The sequence below is a fragment of the Streptomyces sp. NPDC088812 genome, from assembly GCF_044750285.1.
In the GTDB taxonomy this organism is placed as follows: domain Bacteria; phylum Actinomycetota; class Actinomycetes; order Streptomycetales; family Streptomycetaceae; genus Streptomyces.
On record NZ_JBIVJP010000009.1, the window covers coordinates 205,120 to 228,574 of the forward strand.

Sequence of the window (23,455 nt, forward strand, 5' to 3'; positions counted from 1 at the left end):
CGTACCTCGATGCATGTCTAGTGCTGTGACCGCATAGGTTCGCCGGGTTGGTGGTCGGAGCGGTTGGATATGTGGCGATGTTTTGATCCGACCGGCGGAGGTGTGGTGGCCGAGCCTGTCCGTGTGCGCTGACCGACCAAGAGGGGCAGAAGCTGCAGCAGATCGTGCGTCGTGGCAGCACCAGTTCAGTGCGCTACCGTCGCGCAATGATGCTGCTGGCCTCGGCTGGCGGGAACCGCGTCCCGGTCATTGCCCAGCTGGTGGCGGCCGACGAGGACACCGTGCGCGACGTGATCCACCGGTTCAACGAGATCGGGCTGGCCTGCCTGGCCCCTCGCCGGGCGGGAGGCCGTCCCCGCCGGCTCAGCCCTGACGACGAGGACTCCGTCGTCCAGACGGCCACCACCCGCCCACCAAGCTCGGCCAGCCCTTCACCCGCTGGTCCCTGCGCAAGCTCGTCGTCTACCTGCACCGCGTGCACGGGCGGGTGATCCGCATCGGCCGCGAGACATTACGGTGCTTGCTCGCCCGACGCCGCGTCACCTTCCAGCGCACCAAGACCTGGAAGGAGTCCTCGGACCCCGAGCGCGACGCCAAGCTCGACCGAAGCGAGCACGTCCTGGAGCACTTCCCCGACCGGGTCTTCGCCTTGGACGAGTTCGGCCCGCTCGGCATCCGGCCCACCGGCGGCTCGGGCTGGGCCGCCTCCGGACACCCCGAGCGGCACCCCGCGACCTACCGCCGCACCCATGGGGTGCGCTACTTCCACGGTTGCTACTCCGTCGGCGACGACACCCTCTGGGGCGTCAACCGCCACAAGAAGGGCGCCAGGAACACCCTGGCCGCGCTGAGGTCAATCCGGGCGACCCGCCCGGACGGGGCCCCGATCTACGTCATCCTGGACAACCTGTCCGCCCACAAAGGAGAGACAATCCGGCGCTGGGCGAAGAAGGACCGGGTCGAGCTGTGCTTCACTCCGACCTACGCGTCCTGGGCGAACCCGATCGAGGCGCATTTCGGACCGCTGCGGCAGTTCACTGTCGCCAACTCGAACCACCCCAACCACCCGGTCCAGACACGGACCCTTCACGCCTACCTGCGCTGGCGCAACGCCAACGCGCGCCATCGCGACGTCTTGGCCGCCGAACGCCGCGAACGCGCTCGCATCCGTAGCGAGAAGGGTATCCGTTGGGGCGGACGTCCCCTCAAAGCCGCCGCTTGACCGCGCCCGTCGAACTTGTGCGATCACTGGACTGTCTATCGGGTGTCGCTGGGAACCTGGGCGAGCAAGGCGCGGGTCTCTGCAACGACTCGGTCGCTGAATGCAGCGTCACGCACCTGGGCGGAGCCGAGCATGGGCTTGCCGTTCTCGTCGTAGTAAACCCCTGACTGATGCGACTGGCTCGTCAGCACTCCAGCGAGCAGCCTGCCGGCACGCTTGGGGGTGCTCCAGTACTTGATGAGGGGTGCCAGCGGCGCGAGCAGGTACTTCGCCAGGAATCGCAGGGCGGCGTTCGCGTCACGGCCAAGGCCGGTACCGGGGTTGAAGCCGGGTTCGACCGCGAAGAAGCGGAGCTTTGGGGTCTCGCGTGCCAAGGCGAGGACGGTGGCGAGGTTAGCCTGCTTGGAAGTGGCGTAGGCATCGAAGCCGGGCTTGGAGGATCCGCCGGGCTGCCATTCGCCGCGTGTACTTGCTTCGGCGGAGATGTAACGCCCTCCGCGGAAGCCGGCGGTGACCGCGGGCTTGCGCTCGGGGTCCTCGACGCCCGAGCAGGTGAAGACAACGTTCGCATCCTCGGGCAGGTGCGGAATGAGCGCCTCCGTCAGGGTGAATGGTCCGAGGTGGTTGGTCGTGAAAGAAAGGTCCCAGCCCTGCGCGGTCCGGTCGGCGCGGGTCGTCATGATGCCTGCGTTGTTGAGCAGGCCGGCGAGCGGAAGACCGAGTGCGACGATCTGTGCGGCGGCGCGACGCACGCTCGGGATGTCGGAGAAGTCGCAGACGACCGATACCGCGTGACCCCCGGGCCGGGCGTTGATCTCGGCTTCCACCTCGTTGAGCTTGTTCAGGTCTCGGCCCACCAGTACGACGGTGCCGTGTCTGGCGAGTTCCAAGGCGGTGCGACGGCCGATGCCGGACGTCGGGCCGGTGACGATCCATGCTGTGGCAGGGGATGCGCTGCGCTCGGGGGGCGGCATATCGGTTCCTTTGCGGTCGCGGTTCTGCTGTGCGGGGCGGGTGACGGCCGGGAGTCAGGCGCCGGCGATGACCCGCCAGATGGCGTCGAACGCGACGCGGGTGAGGGTCTCGGCTTCGGCGGGTTCGCGGATGATCGCGTCGATCGTCGTTTCGGCGATGGCGTTGGTGAGCGTCAGGACGAAGCTGAGCGGCGCGTCCTGCATCGGCCCTCCCGCGCGGCTTTGCTCCAGTAGGTCCGCGATGGCGCTGGATGCGGAGTTCACCGCCTGGTGGCTGGCGGCGGTGATGTCGTCCGACACCTGGAGTTGCGCGAGCGCGCGCCGCTTCTCCGGACTGGTCGTCGCCCAGCGCAGCCACTGCATCCACATATGGAGCACCCGCTCGCGAGGTTCACTCCCGACGGGGAGGCCGGCAAGGGCCGTCGCCACCATCTCGGTCTTCAGGGCGACGTAGAGCTCGTTCAGGAGCGCCGCTTTCGTGTCGAAGTAGACGAACAGCGAACCATTGGAGACACCGGCCTCCTTCGCAATCGCTGCTGTCGGTGCCCCGAGCCCCTGGAAGGCGATGGCGCGGGTCGCCGCCGACAGGATGGCGTTGCGCCGATCCTCATTCCGTGGTCTAGCCATGACCTCACAATATAAGAGAGTGACTAGACAGTCAATTACAGGGAACGGCTAACCACCGCGCCTCCAGCTGGAATCGAACGTCACCGCATAACCGACCGCCACGACCGCCGAACCGGCGAACCTATGCGGTCACCGCACTAGCCTCTCAGGTATGAACATTGTCATACCTGAGGGAAGCGGCCCCGTCGGCCTCTACGGATTCGCCCGCTCCCGCCCGGAACGCGCCGAGGAGCTGGAACGTCTGCTGCTTTCGTTCGTCGAGCCCACGCGTGAAGAGCCGGGCGCCTGGCAGTACCAGGTGCACCGCGATGCCGCCGACCCCACCACGCTGGTCTTCTACGAGCTGTGGCGCTCCGGGGACGATCTGCGCCGGCACCTCGCCCAGCCCGACCTCGTCCGGTTCCAGGAGACCCGCATGGACTATCTGCGCGAGGACCTGGAGATCCACTGGCTGACTCCGTTGACCGCGAACTCCGCGACCGGGTCCCCGGCCCTGCCCCCGCGGCAGGACGCGTAGCCCGGTCCCTCGGGGAACGGCGGCGGCGCCGGGCCGGGGTGACGGCGAAGGGCGCCCGGCGGGAGATCCGCCGGGCGCCCTCGCTGTCGTTCACGCAGTGACTACAGCTTCTCGATGACGTAGTCGATGCACTTGGTGAGCGCCTCGACGTCCGTCGGGTCGATCGCCGGGAACATGGCGACGCGGAGCTGGTTGCGGCCGAGCTTGCGGTAGGGCTCGGTGTCGACGATGCCGTTGGCGCGCAGGACCTTGGCGACGGCCGCCGCGTCCACCTCGTCGGAGAAGTCGATCGTTCCGATGACCTGGGAGCGCTTGGCGGGGTCGGTCACGAACGGGTTGGCGTACTTGACGTCCTCGGCCCAGCCGTAGAGCGTGCGGGCGGAGGTCGCCGTGCGGCGGACGGACCAGTCCAGGCCGCCCTGGCCGTTGATCCACTCCAGCTGCTGGTTGAGCAGGAAGAGGGTGGCCAGCGCCGGGGTGTTGTACGTCTGGTTCTTGCGGGAGTTGTCGATCGCCGTGGGGAGCGAGAAGAACTCCGGGATGTGGCGGCCGGACGCGTGGATGCGCTCCGCGCGCTCGAGGGCGGCGGGGGAGAACACACCGATCCACAGGCCGCCGTCGGAGGCGAAGGACTTCTGCGGGGCGAAGTAGTAGACGTCCGTCTCGGCGATGTCGACCGGGAGGCCGCCGGCGCCGGAGGTGGCGTCCACCAGGACCAGCGCGCCCTCGTCGGCGCCCTCGACCCGCTTGAGCGGGGCGGCGACACCGGTGGAGGTCTCGTTGTGCGTGAAGGCGTAGACGTCGACGCCCGCCTCGGCCGCCGGCTCGGGGTGCGTGCCCGGGTCGGAGGCGATCACGGTGGGCTCGGCGAGCCACGGCGCCAGCTTGGCGGCCTTGGCGAACTTGGAGGAGAACTCGCCGAAGTTGAGGTGCTGCGACTTGTTCTCGATCAGGCCGTGCGTCGCCACGTCCCAGAACGCGGTGGAGCCGCCGTTGCCGAGGATGACCTCGTAGCCCTCGGGGAGCTGGAACAGCTCGCGGATGCCTTCCCGGACCTGGCCGACCAGGTTCTTGACCGGGGCCTGGCGGTGGGAGGTGCCGAGGAGGGACGTGCCGGTGGCGGCCAGGGCGTCCAGCGCCTCCACCCGCACCTTGGAGGGGCCCGCGCCGAATCGACCGTCGGCGGGCTTGATGTCAGCAGGAATCTGGATCTCAGCCACGAGGCGGAGCGTATCCCCTGGGCGAAACCCTACGGAAACGTGTCCCGTCGGATGAGACGGGATTCCCGGCCTTCGGACCTGTACGGATGTACGAGGCGACCCCGCGCAAGGCCGAACTCGTCGTCACTGTCAGTGACGAGGTGCATGCTGGACCCATGACCGATCCCGGGGATCTCGAGGGTGAACTGCGCAGGGCCGTGCGCGGTGACGTCGGCTTCGACGTCACCTCCCGCGCGCTGGTCACCATGGACGCGTCCAACTACCGGCGGGTGCCGCTGGGCGTGGTCGCGCCGCGCGACGCGGAGGACGTGGCGGCGGTGCTGGAGGTGTGCCGGACGCGCGGGGTGCCGGTCGTGGCGCGCGGCGGGGGCACGTCGATCGCCGGGCAGGCGACGGGCACGGGCGTGGTGCTGGACTTCACCCGTCATATGAACCGGCTGACCGCCCTCGATCCCGTCACCCGGACGGCCGTCGTCCAACCGGGGCTGGTGCTGGACCGGCTCCAGGAGGCCGCCGCCCCGCACGGCCTCCGCTTCGGCCCCGACCCGTCCACCCACAGCCGCTGCACGCTCGGCGGCATGATCGGCAACAACTCCTGCGGCTCCCACTCGGTGGCCTGGGGGACGACCGCGGACAACGTGCGGGAGCTGTCCGTCATCACCGCGCGCGGACAGCGGCTGCGGCCCGGCCGGGGCTGGGCGGGCGCGCCGGACGGGCTGCGCGACCTCGTGGAGAACGAGCCGGCCCGGCTGCGCACCGGATTCCCCGACCTGCCCCGCCGTATCTCCGGGTACGCGCTGGACGCGCTGCTGCCGGAGCGGGGCGCCGACGTCGCCCGCTCCCTCTGCGGCTCGGAGGGCACGCTGGCCGTGCTCACGGAAGCGGTCGTCGACCTCGTCGAGGCGCCCCGCGCGCGGGCGCTGGCGGTGCTGGGGTACGCCGACGAGGGCGCCGCCGCCGACGCCGCGGCCGGGCTGCTGCCGCACCGGCCGCTGACGGTGGAGGGGATGGCCGCCGACCTCGTGCCGTCGGCCGCCGGCCTGCCGCGCGGCGCGGCCTGGCTGTTCGTCGAGACGGGCGGGGAGACGGCGGCCGAGGCACGCGCGCGTGCCGAGGCGGTCGTGCGCGCGGCGGACGTCGTCGACGCGGCCGTCGTGACCGACCCGGCGGGGCAGCGCGCCCTGTGGCGCGTCCGGGAGGACGCGAGCGGTACGGCGACCCGCATGCCGGACGGCTCCGAGGCCTGGCCCGGCTGGGAGGACTGCGCGGTCCCGCCTGCCCGGCTCGGCGCCTACCTGCGGGACTTCCGCGCCCTGCTCACCTCCCACGGCCTGCGCGGCACGCCCTACGGCCACTTCGGCGACGGCTGCATCCACGTCCGCATCGACTTCGACCTGCTGACGGAGCCGGGCGTGGCCCGCTTCCGCCGCTTCTCCGAGGAACTCGCCGACCTGGTCACCGCCCACGGCGGCTCCCTCTCCGGCGAGCACGGCGACGGACAGGCCCGCGCCGAACTCCTGCCGAGGATGTACGGCGCGGACCTGGTCCGCCTCTTCGAGCGGGCGAAGGCCGTCTGGGACCCGGACGACCTGCTCAACCCGGGCATGCTGGTCCGCCCCGAGCCCCTCGACGCCAACCTCCGCTTCGCCGTCCTGCCCCGCGGGCCCGTCGACGTCGCCTTCGGCTACCCCGGCGACCGGGGCGACTTCTCCGCCGCGGTCCGCCGCTGCGTCGGCGTCGCCAAGTGCCGTACGACGACGGCGACCGGGCCGGCCGTGATGTGCCCGTCGTTCCGGGCCACCGGCGAGGAGGAGCACTCCACACGCGGCCGGGCCCGCCTGCTCCACGAGATGCTCGCCGGCGAGCTGGTCACCGACGGCTGGCGCTCTACGGAGGTCCGGGACGCCCTCGACCTGTGCCTGTCCTGCAAGGGCTGCCGCTCCGACTGCCCGGTCGGCGTCGACATGGCCACGTACAAGGCGGAGTTCCTGCACCACCACTACGCCGGGCGCCGCCGCCCGGCCGCCCACTACAGCATGGGCCGGCTGCCGCAGTGGCTGCGCGCGGTGGCCCGTACGGGTACGGCGTCCGTCGTCAACGCGCTCGCCTCCCTGCGGCCGCTCGCCCTGGTCATGAAGAGGGTGGGCGGGATCGCGCCGGAGCGGCGGATCCCGCGGCTGGCCCGGGAGACGTTCAGCCGGTGGTGGCGCAGGAGGGCGCCGGTCCCCGGCAGCGGCGCGTCGCGGGGGCGGGAGGCCGCGCCCGGTACCGGCGGCGACCTCGCGTCGCGGGGGCGGGAGGCCGCGCCCGGTACCGGCGGCGACCTGGTGGTCCTGTGGCCGGACACCTTCACCGAGTACCTCTCACCGTCCGTGGGCCGGGCGGCCGTCGCCGTACTGGAGGCGGCGGGCCTGCGGGTCGCGCTGCCGCCGACCCTGCGGATGCGCGGACGGCCGGTCGGGGACGGGCGGTCCAGGTCCGCGGCCGCCCTGCTCACCGCCCGCCGCAGCCGGGTCTGCTGCGGCCTGACGTACCTCTCCACGGGCCAGCTCGACCGCGCCCGCGCGGTCCTGCGCCGCACGCTCGACCTCATGGCCCCGGTGCTGGAGACGGACGTCCCGGTCGTCGTCCTGGAGCCGAGCTGTGCGGCCGCGCTCCGCACGGACCTGCCGGAGCTGCTGCACGACGACCCGCGCGCGGCCCGCCTGGCCGCGCGGGTCCTCACCTTCGCCGAGACGCTGGAACGCCACGCCCCCGACTGGAGACCGCCCCGCCTGGACCGCCCGGTGACCGGCCAGACCCACTGCCACCAGCACGCGGTCCTCGGCGACACCGCCGACCGCCGCCTGCGCGAGGCCGCCGGCCTCACCGGTGACCTGAGCGGTGGCTGCTGCGGCCTCGCCGGGAACTTCGGCTTCGAGAGGGGCCACTACGAGGTGTCGAAGGCCTGCGCGGAGGAACAGCTGCTGCCCGCGGTGCGCCGGGCGCCCGAGGGAGCGGTCGTGCTGGCGGACGGCTATTCCTGCCGGACCCAGCTGGAGCAGCTGGCGGGGGTGCGCGGACGCCATCTCGCGGAGGTGCTCGCACAGGCACTGACCCGGGACGGCGGGGGGCCGACTCCTCACCAGAGATGACGGAAACATGACGGAAGAAGCGGCGACAACAGTGACGGAAACATGACGAGCGGAGCGGCGACAACAGATGACGGAAACATGACGAGCGGAGCGGCTGCTGACCCAACTCCCAGGTTCTCCCATGGTATTCACAGCGCTGCTTTGCCTTTTTTACCGCTGAACTGCAACACAAGCGTGTAGGTTCTGTGACGTCGGTTCGGGGATTTCCTCGGCGACAAACCTCAGGTACAGCGCAATCCAAGGAGTTGGAATGAGCCTCAAGAAGCTTGCTCCCCTGCCGAAGCCCAAGACGAAGCAGCTCCCGCCCCCGCCGCAGCCGAAGAAGGCCGCCAAGAAGCCGCTTCCCAAGCCGATCGCCGGCGGCGACTGCTGATTCGGCCCTGAAGCCGTGAATGGGGGTCGGTCGTGCACAGCCGACCCTCATTTCTGCGTGAATTCGTGAACCAGGGGACTTGATTCCCGTTCGGGCAAGGGGAATGCGGCGTGGATGACGATGAATACGAATACGAAACGCCCACCATTCCCGCCCGCGTCGCCTTCCGCCGCTTCTGGCCGCTGACGAAGGGGCTGCGCGGACGCCTCATGGTGGTCTGGCTGTGCACGGTGCTGGCCGCGCTCGCCGAGACCGCCGCCATCCTGCTCTTCAGCGAGCTCACCGACCACGCCCTCCAGGAGGGCTCACTGGCCGCGTTCTGGAAGCCCGCGGGCCAGTGGCTGGTCGTGGCGACCATCGGCGCGGTCATCGCGTACGCGGGCAACTCGCTCGCCGCCTGGACCACCGAACGGTTCGTGATGCGGCTGCGCGAGCAGGTCTTCGACCATGTCCAGCGGCTGCCGCCGCACTTCTTCCAGAACCACCGCCAGGGCGACCTGCTGTCCCGCCTGACCGGCGACGTCGAGGCCATCGAGACGATGGTCGTGTCCGGGCTGGTCGGCGCCGGCTCCGCCCTCTTCAGCGCCCTCTTCTACTCGGCCGCCGCCTTCTGGCTGCGCTGGGACCTGGCCGCGGCCACCTTCATCCTCGCGCCCCTGTTCTGGCTGGCCGCCCGCCGCTTCTCCGGCTCCATCAAATCGGTCGCGCGCGAGGGCCGGGTCGCCGACGGCGCGATCACCTCCGTGGTCGAGGAGTCGCTCGGCAACATCGTCCTCACCCAGGCCTACGACCGGCGCGACGCCGAGCGGCGGCGGCTGAACGAGGAGGCGACCGCCTGGTTCCGGGCGTCCGTCCGCTCGACCCGGCTGAACGAGGCGTACGAACAGCTCGTGGCGGTCATCGAGACGATCTGCGTGCTCGCCGTCATCGGCATCGGCGCCTGGGAGATCTCCACCGGCCGGATGACCCTCGGCCAACTGCTCGCCTTCTCCGCCTTCCTCGGCTACCTCTACCCGCCCGTGCGCGGCCTGGCCCAGCTCGGGCTCACCATCACGGCGGCCACCGCGGGCGCCGAGCGGCTGATCGAGATCCTGGACGTACGGCCCTCGGTCAGCGACCCCCGGCGCGAAACGGACACCGGCCGCCCGGACGGCCGCGTCGAGCTGACGGACGTGTCCTTCCGCTATCCGGGCGCGGACGGCATCGCCCTGCGGGACCTCTCCTTCACCGTCCACCCCGGCGAGCTGGTGATCGTGACCGGCCCCAGCGGCGCGGGCAAGTCCACGGTCTCCAAGATGCTGCTCCGCTTCTACGACCCCGACTCCGGCACGGTCCGCCTCGACGGCGTCCCCCTGCGGGACTTCCCGCTGGCCCGGCTGCGCGAGTACATCACGCTCCTGCCCCAGGAGACCCTCGTCCTGCACGACACCGTCCGCGCGAACATCGCCTGCGGCCGGCCCGGCGCCAGCGAGCAGGCCATCGTGGAGGCGGCGCGGGCGGCCGACGCGCACGACTTCATCGAGAAGCTGCCCGAGGGCTACGACACCAGGGTCGACCCCAACTCGGCCCGGCTCTCCGGCGGCCAGATGCAACGCCTCGCCATCGCACGGGCCATCCTGCGCGACGCGCCGGTCCTGGTCCTCGACGAGCCGACGACCGGCCTGGACGCGATGGCCGCGCGCCGGGTGGTCAAGCCCCTGCGCCGCCTGATGACGGGCCGCACGACCATCATGATCACCCACGACCTCAACCTGGCCCCCGACGCCGACCGCATCCTCGTCATCGACCACGGCCGCATCGTGGAGACCGGCCGGCACGACGAGCTGCTGGCCCGGGGAGGGGCGTACGCGCGGCTGCACCGCTCTCAGAACAACGCCATGATGGACACGGGCGAGCTACGGCTGCCGCTGTTCGACACGCAGGCACCGCAGCAGCCGGCGTACGACTACGCGGCCGCCGCCGACGCCCACCAGCAGGTACCCCAGCAGATGTACCAGCAGGCCGCCCAGGAGATGTATCAGCAGGTCGCCCAGCTGCTCCCCCAGGAGATGGCTCAGCAGGTCACTCAGCTGATCCCGCAGCCGATGGCTCAGCAGGCCACCCAGCTGATCCCGCAGCCGATGGCTCAGCAGGCCACCCAGCTGCTCCCTCAGCAGATGACGCAGCAGATGGCGCAGCAGGCGACACAGATGCTTGCCCAGCAGGCGACCCAGGTGCTGCCCCAGCAGTCCGCCCCGTACGCGTACCAGCAGGCCCACGAGCACTACGGGCACGATCCCTACGAGCACGATCACTACGAGTACGTCCCGCCCGAGGGGATCCCGACCGTCCTCGACGACGGCCGCCCCCTCTTCCGTGACGAGGTGCCCTGGGCGGGGCTCTGACCATATCCTGGGACATTGGCATAACCGCTTCACACACCTGACACAGGTCCATTACCCTGGACTCGGCAGTACATCAGGCTGCACGTTCTTGTCGCGCCGAACCCCCAGGACCGCCCGTGAGCACCTCCGACACCGCCACCCCCACCCGGCCGGCCTCCGCCGTCGACGAGGTGGGCGCCCCGGGCCGCCTCGGCTCGCTCGGGCCGGTCGGCCTCGTGCTCGCCGGCGGTGTCTCCGTGCAGTTCGGCGGGGCGCTCGCGGTGATGCTGATGCCGAGGGCGGGCGCGCTCGGGGTGGTGACGCTCCGGCTGGTGGTCGCGGCCGTCGTCCTCCTGCTGGTCTGCCGGCCCCGCCTGCGCGGGCACACGCGGGCCGACTGGGGCACGGTCGTCGCCTTCGGCGTCGCCATGGCCGGGATGAACGGCCTCTTCTACCAGGCCGTCGCCCGCATTCCGCTCGGCCCGGCCGTCACCCTGGAGGTCCTCGGCCCGCTCGCCCTCTCCGTGCTGGCCTCGCGCCGGGCGGTCAACGTGGTCTGGGCCGGGCTGGCCCTCGCCGGGGTCTTCCTGCTCGGAGGCGGCGGATTCGGCGACCTCGACCTGGTGGGCGTCGCGTTCGCGCTCGGGGCGGGCGGCATGTGGGCGGCGTACATCGTGTTCAGCGCCCGTACCGGCCGCCGCTTCCCGCAGGCCGACGGGCTGGCGCTGGCGATGGCGGTGGGTGCGCTGCTCTTCCTGCCGCTGGGCATCGCCGAGTCGGGCGCGAAACTGGTCGACCCGGTGACGCTGGGCCTGGGCGCGGCGGTGGCGCTGCTGTCCTCCGTCCTTCCCTACACCCTCGAACTCCTCGCCCTGCGCCGCCTGCCCGCCTCCACCTTCGCGATCCTCATGAGCCTGGAGCCCGCCCTCGCGGCCGCGGCCGGCTTCCTCGTCCTCGACCAGGCCCTGTCCGCCATGGAGGCGGCCGCGATCGCCCTCGTCATCGCGGCGAGCATGGGTGCGGTCCGCACCCAGGTGGGCCGGGGCAGGCCCCCGGTCCCGGAGGCCTGAGGCCCGAGGCCCGAGGCTTCAGGCCTGAGCCACCGAGCCCCGAACCCTGAGCCACCGAGCCCCGAGCCCTGAGCCACCGAGCCCCGAGCCACCGAGGCCCGAGGCGGCCTGGGGCCTCAAGACCGAGCTGCCCGACCGATTCCTTGGCGGCGGCCGGTTCACCACACGGTGAACCGGTTCCGCATATGGCTCGTTTCTCTGCGCATACCGGCCGTTCCACCCCCCATGGCTCCCAGGGGGGTGGTGGCGACCCACGACAGTGCCGACCCCGAAGGCTGCGATGCGCGTCCACGAAACAACCACCCGCCGCGACGGTGCCGAGCCCGGCCGTTCTCCCGCACGTACGACCAGGAAAGCGCCGAGCCCGGGCGACACGACGCCCTCGCGGGCCCTGCTGGCGCAGCAGGGCGCCGCGGGCAACGCGGCGGTCGTCCAGATGCTCCGGCAGTCGGGCCACTCCTGGGCTCAGCACCAGCACGGCGCCGGCTGCGGCCATCAGCGGACCGAGGACGCCGGTGAGTCCCCGACGGCGGGGGCGGGCACGCCGTCGGTGCAGCGCATGATGCGCTACGACCCCGTCAAGATGAACGCCGGGTACGACGCCGACCACTCCGACTACTCCGACCACTCCGGTTCCGAGCGGGGCCGGGACCGCCGTCCGGGCCCGCGAGCGGCCGCCCGCCCCGCCTCGCCGCCCCGGCGGGAGTCGCCGCCCGCGATGTCGCCCGCCCAGACGGCCCATGCGATCGCGTGGAATGTCGCTCTCCGTATCGGCGGGCCGGGACCGGATACGACCGCCGAGGAGAGGGACACCCTCACGCAATGGGTGAATTCCGCGGCAGTCTGGGCCGCCCACGAGACGAGCACCATCGATGTAGCGCCTCGATCGAGAGAAGCCGTGGAGTTCGAGCACGCATTCCGCTCCACTTACACGAGGATCTTCGACGAGAAATACTATGGAAAGGGCTGGGCCCCCGAGACCGTTGAGGAATCCGCGCGTGCCGCGGCCGATGACGCACGCGCCGCCGTGGCACTCCACAGGGGGATACGCGGCCTCCATGGAGTTCCTGACCTTCCACTGAACGAACTGCTCGCCCCTCTGCGGACGTTCATCAGGAAAAGCGTGGCCGACGGCGAGGCGCATGCGTACAAGGTCACGGTCAAGGCCGATCGCGGAAAGCCCTGGACCAGTCCGGGTTTCTACCGTGAATTCGAGGTGGGGCATGTCTGGATCCAGTTGGAGACCAACAGCAGAAAACGCATCTCGTTCGGTTTCTACCCGGAGGCCGGCGCCGGGCCGGTACAGAACGTGCCCGGTATGGTCCGCTGCCCCGAACCGCACTCCACCTACACCGACAAGGTCTCCGAACAGGTGTCGCTGACGGATGTCGTCCGCGGGTACCAGCGGGCCCACCAGCGGTCCGGGCGGCCCTACAACTTCCTGCGCTACAACTGCACCAGCTTCGCGGCCGAAGTGTGGGACGCCGTCACGGGGCGGGCGCTGCCCAGGGGCTGGGTGGTGTCCAACCCGGCCTCCGCGGGCAGCGCGATGTACGAGGCGCACCAGCAGGCCGGCCGGCGCAGGGCCGGAGACGGCGCCGCCGGACCGTTCGCCTACAGCGACTCCGAGCCGGGCGGCAACTGACCCGAGCGGCAACCGCCCGAGCCGCAAGCGCCCGAGCGGCAACCGACCCGAGCGGCAACCGCCCCAGCGGCACGCCCCGCTCCGCGATGCGCCCCGAGTCCCGAGCGGGACACCGCGGAGCGGGAGGCCTGGCCGGGAGCCGGGCCGATCCTCCGAGGGTCGGCCCACCCCATAAATCCATGCAAGCATGCTTGCTTGTTTCTACCCCCGCTGCCATGCTCCTCCCCATGGCCGACCCGACGCCCGTCCTCGACGACCTACGCGCCGAAAGCGACGAACTCGACCGCCTGGTAGCCGAGTTGACCCCCACGCAGTGGACCCTCACCACCCCCGCCCCCGGCTGGACCATCGCCCACCAGATCGCCCACCTCGCCTGGACGGACCACTCCGCCCACCTCGCGGCGACCGACCCGGAGGCCTTCCAGATCCTGGTCGAGAAGGCGCTCGCCGCACCCAACTCCTTCGTGGACGACGGAGCGGAGGACGGCGCCCGTCTCCCGCCCGTCGAACTCCTCAGCCGCTGGCGAGACGGGCGGACCGCCCTCGACCGGGCCCTGCGCGAGGCCCCGCCCGGCGCCCGTTTCCCCTGGTACGGGCCGCCCATGTCGACCGCCTCCCTGGCCACCGCCCGCCTGATGGAGACCTGGGCGCACAGCCTGGACGTCTCCGACGCGCTCGGCGTCCCGCGCACCCCCACCGACCGGATCCGGCACATCGCCTTCCTCGGGTTCCGCACCCGCGACTTCGCGTACGGCGTCCACGGGCTCCCCGCCCCCACCGAGCCGTTTCACGTGAAACTCGTCGCCCCCTCCGGCGACCACTGGACCTACGGCCCCGAGGACGCCGCGCAGCGCGTCACCGGCCCCGCCCTCGACTTCTGCCTCCTGGTCACCCAGCGCGCCCACCGCACCGACCTCGCCCTGCGCGCCGAGGGCCCCGACGCCGACCGCTGGCTGGACATCGCCCAGGCCTTCGCCGGCCCGCCCGGCGGCGGACGCCCCCCGAAGGGGGACAGGGAGTGACCCTGCGCATCGGCAACGCCTCCGGCTTCTACGGCGACCGCTTCGACGCGATGCGCGAGATGCTCACCGGCGGGGAGCTCGACGTCCTCACCGGCGACTACCTCGCCGAACTCACGATGCTGATCCTCGGCCGCGACCGGCTGAAGGACCCCGCCGCCGGCTACGCCCGCACCTTCCTGCGCCAGATGGAGGAGTGCCTCGGCCTCGCCCACGACCGCCGCGTCCGCCTCGTCACCAACGCCGGCGGCCTCAACCCGGCCGGCCTCGCCGACGCCGTACGCGCACTGGCGGAACGCCTCGGCGTCCCCGTCCGCGTCGCCCACGTCGAGGGCGACGACGTCGGCCCCGGCCACCCCGGCAGCCTCACCGCCCACGCCTACCTCGGCGGCTTCGGCATCGCCGCCTGCCTGCGCGAGGGCGCCGACGTCGTGGTCACCGGCCGGGTGACGGACGCGGCCCTGGTCACCGGTCCCGCCGCCGCCCACTTCGGCTGGGGCCCCACGGAGTACGACCGGCTCGCGGGCGCGGTCGTCGCCGGGCACGTCCTGGAGTGCGGGACGCAGGCCACCGGCGGCAACTACGCCTTCTTCCGCGACGGAGACGTCCGCCGCCCCGGGTTCCCGCTCGCCGAACTGCACGAGGACGGCAGCTGTGTGATCACCAAGCACCCGGGCACCGGCGGCTTCGTCGACGTCGGCACGGTCACCGCCCAACTGCTGTACGAGACGGCCGGCGCCCGGTACCCGGGACCGGACGTCACCGCCCGCCTGGACACCGTACGGCTCACCCAGGACGGCCCCGACCGGGTCCGGATCGACGGCGTGCGCGGCGAGCCCCCGCCCCCGACGCTCAAGATCGGCCGCACCCGCCTCGGCGGCTTCCGCAACGAGGTCGTCCTCGTCCTCACCGGCCTCGACGTCGAGGCCAAGGCCGCCCTGGTCCGCGAGCAACTGCAACCGGCGCTCGCCAAGGCCGCCGACGTGCGCTGGGAACCGGTCCGCACCGACCGGCCCGACGCCGGCACCGAGGAGACCGCGAGCGCCCTGCTCCGGCTCGTCGTGCGCGACCCCGACCAGGCCGTCGTCGGACGGGCGCTCAGCGGCGCGGCGGTCGAGCTGGCGCTGGGCAGCTACCCCGGCTTCCACATGCTCGCCCCACCCGGCAAGGGCGCGCCGTACGGCGTGTTCGAGGCCGCGTACGTCTCCCAGGACGAGGTCGACCACCTGGCCGTACTCCACGACGGGCGCCGCGTCCCCGTGCCGCCGCCCCCCGACGCCCTCGCCCTCGCCGACCTGCCGGAACCGCCCCTGCCCGAGCCGCCGCCCGCCGGGCCGGTGCGCCGCGCCCCCCTCGGCCTCGTCGCCGGCGCCCGCAGCGGCGACAAGGGCGGCGACGCCAACGTGGGCGTGTGGGCGCGGTCGGACCAGGCCTGGCGGTGGCTCGCCCACACCCTGACCGTGGACCGCTTCCGCGAGCTGATCCCGGAGAGCCGCGGACTGACCGTCACCCGCCACGCCCTGCCCGCCCTGCGCGCCCTGAACTTCGTCGTCGAGGGCCTCCTCGGCGACGGCGTCGCCTCCCAGCACCGCTTCGACCCGCAGGCCAAGGCCCTCGGCGAATGGCTGCGCTCCCGCCACCTGGACATCCCGGAGGTCCTGCTGTGACCGTCCTGCCGTCGGTGCTGGACCCCAACGGCCCCGACCACCGCGCGCACCGCGAGGCCATGCTCGCCAAGCTCGCCGACCTCGACGCCGAGCACGCCAAGGCGCTGGCGGGCGGCGGCGAGAAGTACGTCGCCCGGCACCGTGCGCGCGGCAAACTCCTCGCCCGGGAGCGCATCGAGCTGCTCCTCGACCCCGACACGCCCTTCCTGGAGCTGTCACCGCTGGCCGCCTGGGGCAGCGAGTACACCGTCGGCGCCTCGCTCGTCACCGGCATCGGGACCGTAGAGGGCGTGGAGTGCCTGATCACCGCCAACGACCCCACCGTGCGCGGCGGCGCCAGCAACCCCTGGTCGCTGAAGAAGGCCCTGCGCGCCAACGACATCGCGCTCGCCAACCGGCTGCCCTGCATCAGCCTGGTGGAGTCCGGCGGCGCCGACCTGCCCTCGCAGAAGGAGATCTTCATCCCCGGCGGCGCGATCTTCCGGGACCTCACCCGGCTGTCGGCGGCCGGCATCCCCACCGTCGCGGTCGTCTTCGGCAACTCCACCGCCGGCGGCGCGTACGTCCCCGGCATGTCCGACCACGTGATCATGGTCAAGGAGCGGGCCAAGGTGTTCCTCGGCGGCCCGCCGCTGGTGAAGATGGCCACCGGCGAGGAGAGCGACGACGAGTCCCTGGGCGGCGCGGAGATGCACGCGCGCGTGTCCGGCCTCGCCGACCACTTCGCCGTCGACGAACGCGACGCCCTGCGCCAGGCGCGGCGCGTGGTCGCCCGCCTCAACCACCGCAAGGCCTACGAGGACCCGGGCCCGGCCGCGCCCCCCAAGTACGACCCCGAAGAACTGCTCGGCATCGTCCCCGGCGACCTGAAGGTGCCCTTCGACCCGCGCGAGGTGATCGCCCGGATCGTCGACGCCTCCGACTTCGACGAGTTCAAGCCGCTGTACGGGACGAGCCTGGTCACCGGCTGGGCCACCCTCCACGGCTATCCCGTCGGCATCCTGGCGAACGCCCAGGGCGTGCTCTTCAGCGCCGAGTCCCAGAAGGCCGCCCAGTTCATCCAGCTCGCCAACCAGCGCGACATCCCCCTGCTCTTCCTGCACAACACCACCGGCTACATGGTCGGCAGGGAGTACGAACAGGGCGGCATCATCAAGCACGGCGCGATGATGATCAACGCGGTGTCCAATTCCAGGGTCCCGCACCTGTCCGTCCTCATCGGCGCCTCCTACGGCGCCGGCCACTACGGCATGTGCGGCCGCGCCTACGACCCCCGCTTCCTGTTCGCCTGGCCCAGCGCCAAGTCGGCCGTCATGGGCCCGCAGCAGCTCGCCGGAGTCCTGTCGATCGTCGCCCGCCAGTCGGCCACGGCGAAGGGCCTGCCCTACGACGACGAGGCCGACGCCGCCCTGCGCGCGATGGTCGAGCAGCAGATCGAGTCCGAGTCCCTGCCGATGTTCCTGTCCGGGCGGCTGTACGACGACGGCGTCATCGACCCGCGCGACACCCGCACCGTCCTCGGCCTGTGCCTGTCGGCCGTCCACACCGCGCCCTACGAGGGCGCGCGCGGCGGCTTCGGCGTCTTCCGGATGTGAGGCCCAGTGATTACCTCCGTACTTGTAGCGAACCGGGGCGAGATCGCCTGCCGTGTCTTCCGCACCTGCCGTGAGCTGGGCATCCGCACGGTCGCGGTGCACTCGGACGCCGACGAAGGCGCCCTCCACGCGCGCGTGGCCGACACGGCGGTACGGCTGCCGGGCGCGGCGCCCGCCGACACCTACCTGCGCGCCGACCTGATCGTGAAGGCGGCCGTCACCGCCGGCGCGGACGCCGTGCACCCCGGCTACGGCTTCCTCTCCGAGAACGCCGCCTTCGCCCGCGCCGTACGGGACGCCGGCCTGGTCTGGATCGGACCGCCGCCCGAGGCGATCGAGGCGATGGCGTCCAAGACGCGCGCCAAGGCCCTCATGGGCCTGGCCCCCCTGCGCGCGGACGAGGTGTCCGACGCCGACCTGCCGGTACTGGTGAAGGCGGCCGCGGGCGGCGGCGGGCGCGGCATGCGCGTCGTGCGCCGCCTGGCGGACCTGGGCGTCGCGCTGGAGGCCGCGCGCGCCGAGGCCGCCAGCGCCTTCGGCGACGGCGAGGTGTTCGTCGAGCCCTATGTGGAGAACGGCCGTCACGTGGAGGTGCAGGTGCTCGCCGACACCCACGGCACGGTCTGGGCCCTCGGCACCCGCGACTGCTCCCTCCAGCGCCGCCACCAGAAGGTGATCGAGGAGGCGCCGGCGCCCGCGCTCTCCGAGAAGCTCGCCGAGGAGGTGAACGCGCTCGCCGTGCGCGCCGCCCGTGCCGTCGACTACGTCGGCGCCGGCACGGTCGAGTTCCTGGTGGCCGGCGAAACCGCTCACTTCCTGGAGATGAACACCCGGCTCCAGGTCGAACACCCCGTCACCGAGGCCGTCTTCGGCGTCGACCTGGTCGCCGAGCAGATCCGCGTCGCCGAGGGCCACGCCCTCGTCGGCCGGCCCCCACGCGCGCGGGGTCACGCCATCGAGGCCCGCCTCTACGCCGAGGACCCGGCGAACGGCTGGACCCCCCAGACGGGCACCCTCCACCACCTGGCCGTCCCCGACGGCGTCCGCCTGGACACCGGCTACGACGACGGCGACGAGATCGGCGTCCACTACGACCCCCTCCTCGCCAAGGTCGTCGCCCACGCCCCCACCCGCGCGGAGGCGGCCCGCGCACTCGCCGGAGCCCTGGAACGGGCGGCGATCCACGGCCCGGTCACCAACCGCGACCTGCTCGTCCGCTCCCTGCGCCACGAGGAGTTCGCCTCGGCCCGCATGGACACCGGCTTCTACGACCGCCACCTGCCCGCCCTGACCACACCGGCCCCCGACCCGTACGCCCCCCTCGCCGCCGCGCTCGCCGACGCGCACACCGGCACCGGACCCGGCCCCCGCCTCGGCGGCTGGCGCAACCTGCCCTCAGCACCGCAGACCAAGCGGTACGCCATGGCGGGGGAGGAGCACGAGGTCCACTACCGGCACACCCGCACCGGCCTGACCGCGGAGGGCGTACAGATCGTGCACGCCGACGCACGCCTGGTCGTCCTGGAGGCCGACGGCCTGCGACGGCGCTACCAGGTGGCCCGCTACGGCGACCAGGTCCACGTCAACGCCACCACCCTCACCGCCCTGCCCCGCTTCCCCGCCCCCGAGACCCAGCGCGCCCCCGGCTCCCTGCTGGCCCCGATGCCCGGCACCGTCGTCAAGGTCGCCGACGGCCTCGTCACCGGATCGAGTGTCCAGGCGGGAGAACCGATCGTCTGGCTCGAAGCGATGAAGATGCAACACGTCATCTCCGCCCCGGTGACGGGGACGCTGTCGTCCCTGCCAGTGGCGGAAGGACAACAAGTACAGGTCGGCACTCTGCTGGCGGTAGTGCAAGCGACCTAGGGGCGCGGGGCCGCATCGACATGCGGCTCCGCCGCGTGAGCCCGACCAGCCACGACGACGCTGCACCCGAAGGAGAGAGACAGTGACCACCCTCATCGAATCCGACGAACACAAAGCCCTCCGCAAGGCGGTCGCAGCCTTCGCCAAGGACCACCCCGACGTGGGGAACCGCGCCCTCTGGCAGGAGGCGGCCAAGCTCGGCTACATCGGCGTCAACCTGCCGGAGGCCTACGGCGGCGGAGGCGGCGGCATCACCGAACTCTCCCTCGTCCTCGAAGAACTCGGCACCGCCGGCAACCCCCTCCTCATGATGATCGTCTCCCCGGCGATCTGCGGCACGGTGATCGCCCGCTTCGGCACGGAAGCCCAGAAACAGCAGTGGCTCCCCGCCCTCGCGGACGGCAGCCGCATCATGGCCTTCGGCATCACCGAGCCCGACGCCGGCTCCAACAGCCACCGCATCACCACCACCGCCCGCCGCGACGGCGCCGACTGGCTGCTCACCGGCCGCAAGGTGTTCGTCTCCGGCGTCGACATCGCCGACGCCACCCTGATCGTCGGCCGCACCGAGGACGCCCGCACCGGCCGGCTCAAGCCCTGCCTGTTCATCGTCCCGCGCGACGCGCCGGGCTTCACCCGCCGCGCCATCGACATGGAACTGCACAGCGTGGAGCAGCAGTTCGAGCTGGTCCTGGACGACGTACGGCTGCCCGCCGACGCACTCGTGGGTGACGAGGACGCGGGTCTGCTCCAGCTCTTCGCCGGCCTCAACCCGGAACGGATCATGACGGCCGCCTTCGCGATCGGCATGGGCCGCCACGCCCTCTCCAAAGCCGTCGCGTACGCCCGCGACCGCACCGTCTGGAAGACCCCCATCGGCGCCCACCAGGCCATCGCCCACCCCCTGGCACAGGCCCACATCGACCTCGAACTGGCCCGCCTGATGATGCAGAAGGCGGCCCACCTGTACGACGCGGGGGACGACATCGGCGCCGGCGAGGCCGCCAACATGGCCAAGTACGCGGCCGGCGAGGCCTGTGTGAAGGCCGTCGACCAGGCCGTGCACACCCTCGGCGGCAACGGCCTCACCCGCGAGTTCGGCCTCGCCCGGCTGATCACGGCCTCCCGGGTGGCCCGTATCGCCCCGGTGAGCCGGGAAATGATCCTGAACTACGTCTCCCACCAGACCCTGGGCCTGCCCAAGTCGTACTGAGCGGCACCGTGGGGTGCCAGTCGCGCGAGGAGGAACCAGCCATGTTCCGCAGCGAGTACGCAGACGTCCCACCCGTAGAACTCCCCATCCACGACGCCGTACTGGGCCACGCCGCCGACTTCGGCGACCGGCCGGCCCTGGTCGACGGCACCGACGGCACCACCCTCACGTACGACCAACTGGACCGCTTCCACCGGCGGATCGCCGCCGCCCTCGCCGAGGCCGGCGTCCGCAAGGGCGACGTGCTCGCCCTGCACAGCCCCAACACCATCGCCTTCCCCGCCGCGTTCTACGCGGCCACCCGCGCGGGCGCCACCGTCACCACCGCCCACCCGCTCTCCACCGCCGAGGAGTTCGCCAAACAGCTCGGCGACTCGGCCGCCCGCTGGATCGTCACCGTCTCCCCCTTACTGGAGACGGCCCGCCGCGCCGCCGAACTCGCCGGCGGCGTCCAGGAGATCTTCGTCTGCGACAGCGCCCCCGGCCACCGCTCCCTCCTCGACATGCTCGCCTCGACGGCCCCCGAACCCCGCATCGACGTCGACCCCGCCGAGGACGTCGCGGCCCTGCCGTACTCCTCCGGCACCACCGGCGTCCCCAAAGGCGTGATGCTCACCCACCGGCAGATCGCCACCAACCTCGCCCAGCTCGAACCGGCGATCCCGGCCGGCCCCGGCGACCGCATCCTCGCCGTCCTGCCCTTCTTCCACATCTACGGCCTCACCGCCCTGATGAACGGCCCCCTCCGCAACGGCGCCACCGTCGTCGTCCTGCCCCGCTTCGACCTGGAGACGTTCCTCGCCGCCATCCAGAACCACCGCATCACCGGCCTCTACGTCGCCCCGCCGATCGTGCTGGCCCTCGCCAAACACCCGGCCGTCGCCCGGTACGACCTGTCCTCCCTGCGGCACGTCATCAGCGCGGCCGCCCCCCTCGACGCCGGCCTCGCCGCCGCCTGCTCGGCCCGCCTGGACCTGCCGCCCGTCGGCCAGGCCTACGGCATGACCGAACTCTCCCCCGGCACCCACGTCGTCCCCCTCGACGCCATGCGCGACGCCCCCGCCGGCACCGTCGGCAAGCTCATCGCCGGCACCGAGATGCGCATCGTCTCCCTCGACGACCCCGACAAGGACCTCGGCGTCGGCGAGACCGGCGAGATCCTCATCCGCGGCCCCCAGGTCATGAAGGGCTACCTCGGCCGCCCCGACGCCACCGCCGCCCTGATCGACCCCGACGGCTGGCTGCACACCGGCGACATCGGCCGCGTCGACGACGGCGGCTGGCTCTTCGTCGTCGACCGCGTCAAGGAACTCATCAAGTACAAGGGCTTCCAGGTCGCCCCCGCCGAACTGGAGGCACTGCTGCTCACCCACCCCGGCATAGCGGACGCCGCCGTCATCGGCGCCTACGACCCCGACGGCAACGAGGTGCCGCACGCCCACGTGGTCCGCCAGCCCACCGCCGGCGACCTCACCGAAGGAGAGGTCGCCCTCTACGTCGCCGAACGGGTCGCCCCCTACAAGCGCGTCCGCCGCGTCACCTTCATCGACGCCGTACCGCGCGCCGCCTCCGGGAAGATCCTCCGCCGGCAGCTCAGGGAGGACCGCACATGACATCACCCGTCGGCCGCACCCGCGCGCGAGGCGTCGAGACCCTCACCCTCGACGCACCCGACACCCGCAACGCCCTGTCCCGCGCACTCGTGGCCGAACTGGCCGACGCGCTGAAGCGGGCCGGTGAGGACCCCGGCGTCCGCGCCGTCGTCCTCACCCACACCGGAGGCACCTTCTGCGCCGGCGCCGACCTGCGCGACCCGCCCGACCCGGACGCGTTCGTGGACCTGCTGCGGCAGATCGTCCAACTGGCCGTACCGGTCGTCGCCCGGGTCACCGGGCACGTCCGGGCCGGCGGCCTCGGCCTGCTCGCCGCCTGCGACATCACGGCCGCGTCCACCGGGGCGTCCTTCGCCTTCACGGAGGTGCGCATCGGCGTCGCCCCCGCCGTGATCTCCCTGCCCCTGCTGCCCCGCACCGACCCGCGCGCCCTGTCCCGCTACTACCTCACCGGCGAGCGCTTCGGCGCCATGGAGGCCGCCCGCATCGGCCTGCTCACCGCCACCGGCGACGACGTCGACGCCGTCCTCGCCCCCGTCCTGGACGGCCTGCGCAGATCCGAGCCGCAGGGCCTGGCCGAGACGAAACGACTGCTCACGGCTAGGGTGCTGGAGGCATTCGACCGGGACGCGGCCGCCCTGACCGCGCTCTCGGCCCGCCTGTTCTCCTCCGCGCAGGCCCGCGAGGGGATGACGGCCTTCCTCGAACGACGGGATCCCTCATGGGTGCTGTGACCGCAGCCGACCGCGACCGCGCCCCCAAGCAGGACCGCAGCCGGGCCACCCGGCAGCGGCTCCTGGAAGCCGCCGTGGCCTGCCTCGCCGAACGCGGCTGGGCGGGCTCCACGGTCTCCGTCGTCGCCGAACGGGCGGGCGTCTCCCGGGGCGCCGCCCAGCACCACTTCCCCACCCGCGAGGACCTGTTCACCGCCGCCGTCGAGTACGTCGCCGAAGAACGCTCGCTCGCTCTGCGCGCCCTGTTCCCGCAGGGCGCGTCCGGCGACCGGCGCGCGGTGGTGACGGCCCTGGTCGACCTCTACACCGGCCCCCTCTTCCGGGCCGCCCTGCACCTGTGGGTGGCCGCCTCCGACGAGGAGCAGCTCCGCCCCCGGGTGACCGAACTCGAGGCCCGCGTCGGCCGCGAGACCCACCGCATAGCCGTCGACCTGCTCGGCGCCGACGAGTCCCGCCCCGGCACCCGCGAAACCGTCCAGGGCCTGCTCGACATGGCCCGCGGCCTGGGCCTCGCCAACCTCCTCACCGACGACGCGGCGCGCCGCGAGCGGGTGGTGGCGCAGTGGGCGGCACTGCTGGAGGAGACGCTCCACTGACGGGCTC

Annotated in this window: 17 protein-coding genes and 1 pseudogene; 15 read left to right on the plus strand and 3 right to left on the minus strand. The window is 72.3% G+C overall.

Translation table 11 applies throughout. The features are described from left to right. Positions 1–206: 206 nt before the first annotated feature. Positions 207–1,222, plus strand: a pseudogene (locus tag ACIP67_RS18285) (IS630 family transposase). A gap of 35 nt (positions 1,223–1,257) precedes the next feature. Here the strand turns inward: ACIP67_RS18285 and ACIP67_RS18290 are convergent. Then, positions 1,258–2,196: an SDR family NAD(P)-dependent oxidoreductase gene (locus ACIP67_RS18290; RefSeq protein WP_401692795.1), complete on the minus strand. Its 939-nt coding sequence runs from the start codon at positions 2,194–2,196 to the stop codon at positions 1,258–1,260. Between the two features lie 54 nt (positions 2,197–2,250). Then, positions 2,251–2,823, minus strand: coding sequence for a TetR/AcrR family transcriptional regulator (locus ACIP67_RS18295; protein ID WP_401692796.1), 573 nt, complete (start codon positions 2,821–2,823; stop codon positions 2,251–2,253). 151 nt (positions 2,824–2,974) lie between these two features. Here ACIP67_RS18295 and ACIP67_RS18300 point away from each other — a divergent pair, with 151 nt between their 5' ends. Continuing rightward, positions 2,975–3,340 carry a putative quinol monooxygenase gene (locus tag ACIP67_RS18300; RefSeq protein ID WP_401692797.1) on the plus strand — a complete coding sequence of 122 codons (366 nt, stop codon included), beginning with the start codon at positions 2,975–2,977 and terminating at the stop codon, positions 3,338–3,340. 101 nt (positions 3,341–3,441) lie between these two features. Here the strand turns inward: ACIP67_RS18300 and serC are convergent, their stop codons facing one another. After that, positions 3,442–4,560: a phosphoserine transaminase gene (gene serC, locus ACIP67_RS18305; RefSeq protein WP_401692798.1), complete on the minus strand. Its 1,119-nt coding sequence runs from the start codon at positions 4,558–4,560 to the stop codon at positions 3,442–3,444. A 155-nt stretch (positions 4,561–4,715) separates the two neighbouring features. Between serC and ACIP67_RS18310 the strand changes: the two genes are divergently transcribed. The 13 genes from ACIP67_RS18310 to ACIP67_RS18370 all read left to right on the plus strand — a co-directional run bounded on the left by ACIP67_RS18310 (position 4,716) and on the right by ACIP67_RS18370 (position 23,448). Then, entirely contained in the window at positions 4,716–7,694 is a 2,979-nt protein-coding gene (locus tag ACIP67_RS18310; protein WP_401692800.1) for an FAD-linked oxidase C-terminal domain-containing protein, read from the plus strand. A 250-nt stretch (positions 7,695–7,944) separates the two neighbouring features. Next, positions 7,945–8,067: a hypothetical protein gene (locus ACIP67_RS18315; protein ID WP_401692802.1), complete on the plus strand. Its 123-nt coding sequence runs from the start codon at positions 7,945–7,947 to the stop codon at positions 8,065–8,067. Positions 8,068–8,177: 110 nt separating this feature from the next. Further along, positions 8,178–10,451 carry an ABC transporter ATP-binding protein gene (locus tag ACIP67_RS18320; RefSeq protein WP_401692803.1) on the plus strand — a complete coding sequence of 758 codons (2,274 nt, stop codon included), beginning with the start codon at positions 8,178–8,180 and terminating at the stop codon, positions 10,449–10,451. Between the two features lie 116 nt (positions 10,452–10,567). Further along, positions 10,568–11,500 carry an EamA family transporter gene (locus tag ACIP67_RS18325; protein ID WP_401692805.1) on the plus strand — a complete coding sequence of 311 codons (933 nt, stop codon included), beginning with the start codon at positions 10,568–10,570 and terminating at the stop codon, positions 11,498–11,500. A 280-nt stretch (positions 11,501–11,780) separates the two neighbouring features. Further along, a complete protein-coding gene (locus ACIP67_RS18330; RefSeq protein WP_401692806.1) occupies positions 11,781–13,145 on the plus strand; it encodes a hypothetical protein in 1,365 nt (454 codons plus the stop codon). Positions 13,146–13,372: 227 nt separating this feature from the next. Then, entirely contained in the window at positions 13,373–14,167 is a 795-nt protein-coding gene (locus ACIP67_RS18335) for a TIGR03084 family metal-binding protein (RefSeq protein ID WP_401692807.1), read from the plus strand. Beyond that, on the plus strand, positions 14,164–15,831 hold the full coding sequence (locus ACIP67_RS18340; RefSeq protein ID WP_401692809.1) for an acyclic terpene utilization AtuA family protein: 1,668 nt from the start codon (positions 14,164–14,166) through the stop codon (positions 15,829–15,831). Before ACIP67_RS18335 ends, ACIP67_RS18340 begins: the two co-directional genes overlap by 4 nt. Next, positions 15,828–17,426 (plus strand): acyl-CoA carboxylase subunit beta, encoded by a 1,599-nt coding sequence (locus ACIP67_RS18345; protein WP_401692811.1) that lies wholly within the window; start codon positions 15,828–15,830, stop codon positions 17,424–17,426. Before ACIP67_RS18340 ends, ACIP67_RS18345 begins: the two co-directional genes overlap by 4 nt. A 6-nt stretch (positions 17,427–17,432) precedes the next feature. Beyond that, positions 17,433–19,292, plus strand: a complete 1,860-nt coding sequence (locus tag ACIP67_RS18350; RefSeq protein WP_401692812.1) for a biotin carboxylase N-terminal domain-containing protein — start codon at positions 17,433–17,435, stop codon at positions 19,290–19,292. Positions 19,293–19,374: 82 nt separating this feature from the next. Then, positions 19,375–20,505, plus strand: a complete 1,131-nt coding sequence (locus ACIP67_RS18355) for an acyl-CoA dehydrogenase family protein (RefSeq protein WP_401692813.1) — start codon at positions 19,375–19,377, stop codon at positions 20,503–20,505. Between the two features lie 41 nt (positions 20,506–20,546). Further along, positions 20,547–22,118, plus strand: a complete 1,572-nt coding sequence (locus ACIP67_RS18360) for a 4-coumarate--CoA ligase family protein (RefSeq protein WP_401692815.1) — start codon at positions 20,547–20,549, stop codon at positions 22,116–22,118. Beyond that, positions 22,115–22,852 carry an enoyl-CoA hydratase family protein gene (locus ACIP67_RS18365; protein ID WP_401692817.1) on the plus strand — a complete coding sequence of 246 codons (738 nt, stop codon included), beginning with the start codon at positions 22,115–22,117 and terminating at the stop codon, positions 22,850–22,852. Before ACIP67_RS18360 ends, ACIP67_RS18365 begins: the two co-directional genes overlap by 4 nt. Continuing rightward, positions 22,840–23,448 carry a TetR/AcrR family transcriptional regulator gene (locus ACIP67_RS18370; RefSeq protein ID WP_401692819.1) on the plus strand — a complete coding sequence of 203 codons (609 nt, stop codon included), beginning with the start codon at positions 22,840–22,842 and terminating at the stop codon, positions 23,446–23,448. The genes ACIP67_RS18365 and ACIP67_RS18370 overlap by 13 nt, the downstream gene beginning before the upstream one ends. The last annotated feature ends 7 nt before the right edge of the window (positions 23,449–23,455 follow it).

What these genes read in the sequence shown, in the direction of transcription:
- ACIP67_RS18335 (WP_401692807.1), top strand. Translation starts at nt 13,373, where the DNA reads ATGGCCGACCCGACGCCCGTCCTCGACGACCTACGCGCCGAAAGCGAC.
- ACIP67_RS18365 (WP_401692817.1), top strand. Translation starts at nt 22,115, where the DNA reads ATGACATCACCCGTCGGCCGCACCCGCGCGCGAGGCGTCGAGACCCTC.
- ACIP67_RS18310 (WP_401692800.1), top strand. Translation starts at nt 4,716, where the DNA reads ATGACCGATCCCGGGGATCTCGAGGGTGAACTGCGCAGGGCCGTGCGC.
- ACIP67_RS18295 (WP_401692796.1), bottom strand. Translation starts at nt 2,823, where the DNA reads ATGGCTAGACCACGGAATGAGGATCGGCGCAACGCCATCCTGTCGGCG.
- ACIP67_RS18330 (WP_401692806.1), top strand. Translation starts at nt 11,781, where the DNA reads ATGCGCGTCCACGAAACAACCACCCGCCGCGACGGTGCCGAGCCCGGC.
- ACIP67_RS18370 (WP_401692819.1), top strand. Translation starts at nt 22,840, where the DNA reads ATGGGTGCTGTGACCGCAGCCGACCGCGACCGCGCCCCCAAGCAGGAC.
- ACIP67_RS18315 (WP_401692802.1), top strand. Translation starts at nt 7,945, where the DNA reads ATGAGCCTCAAGAAGCTTGCTCCCCTGCCGAAGCCCAAGACGAAGCAG.
- ACIP67_RS18360 (WP_401692815.1), top strand. Translation starts at nt 20,547, where the DNA reads ATGTTCCGCAGCGAGTACGCAGACGTCCCACCCGTAGAACTCCCCATC.
- ACIP67_RS18290 (WP_401692795.1), bottom strand. Translation starts at nt 2,196, where the DNA reads ATGCCGCCCCCCGAGCGCAGCGCATCCCCTGCCACAGCATGGATCGTC.
- ACIP67_RS18300 (WP_401692797.1), top strand. Translation starts at nt 2,975, where the DNA reads ATGAACATTGTCATACCTGAGGGAAGCGGCCCCGTCGGCCTCTACGGA.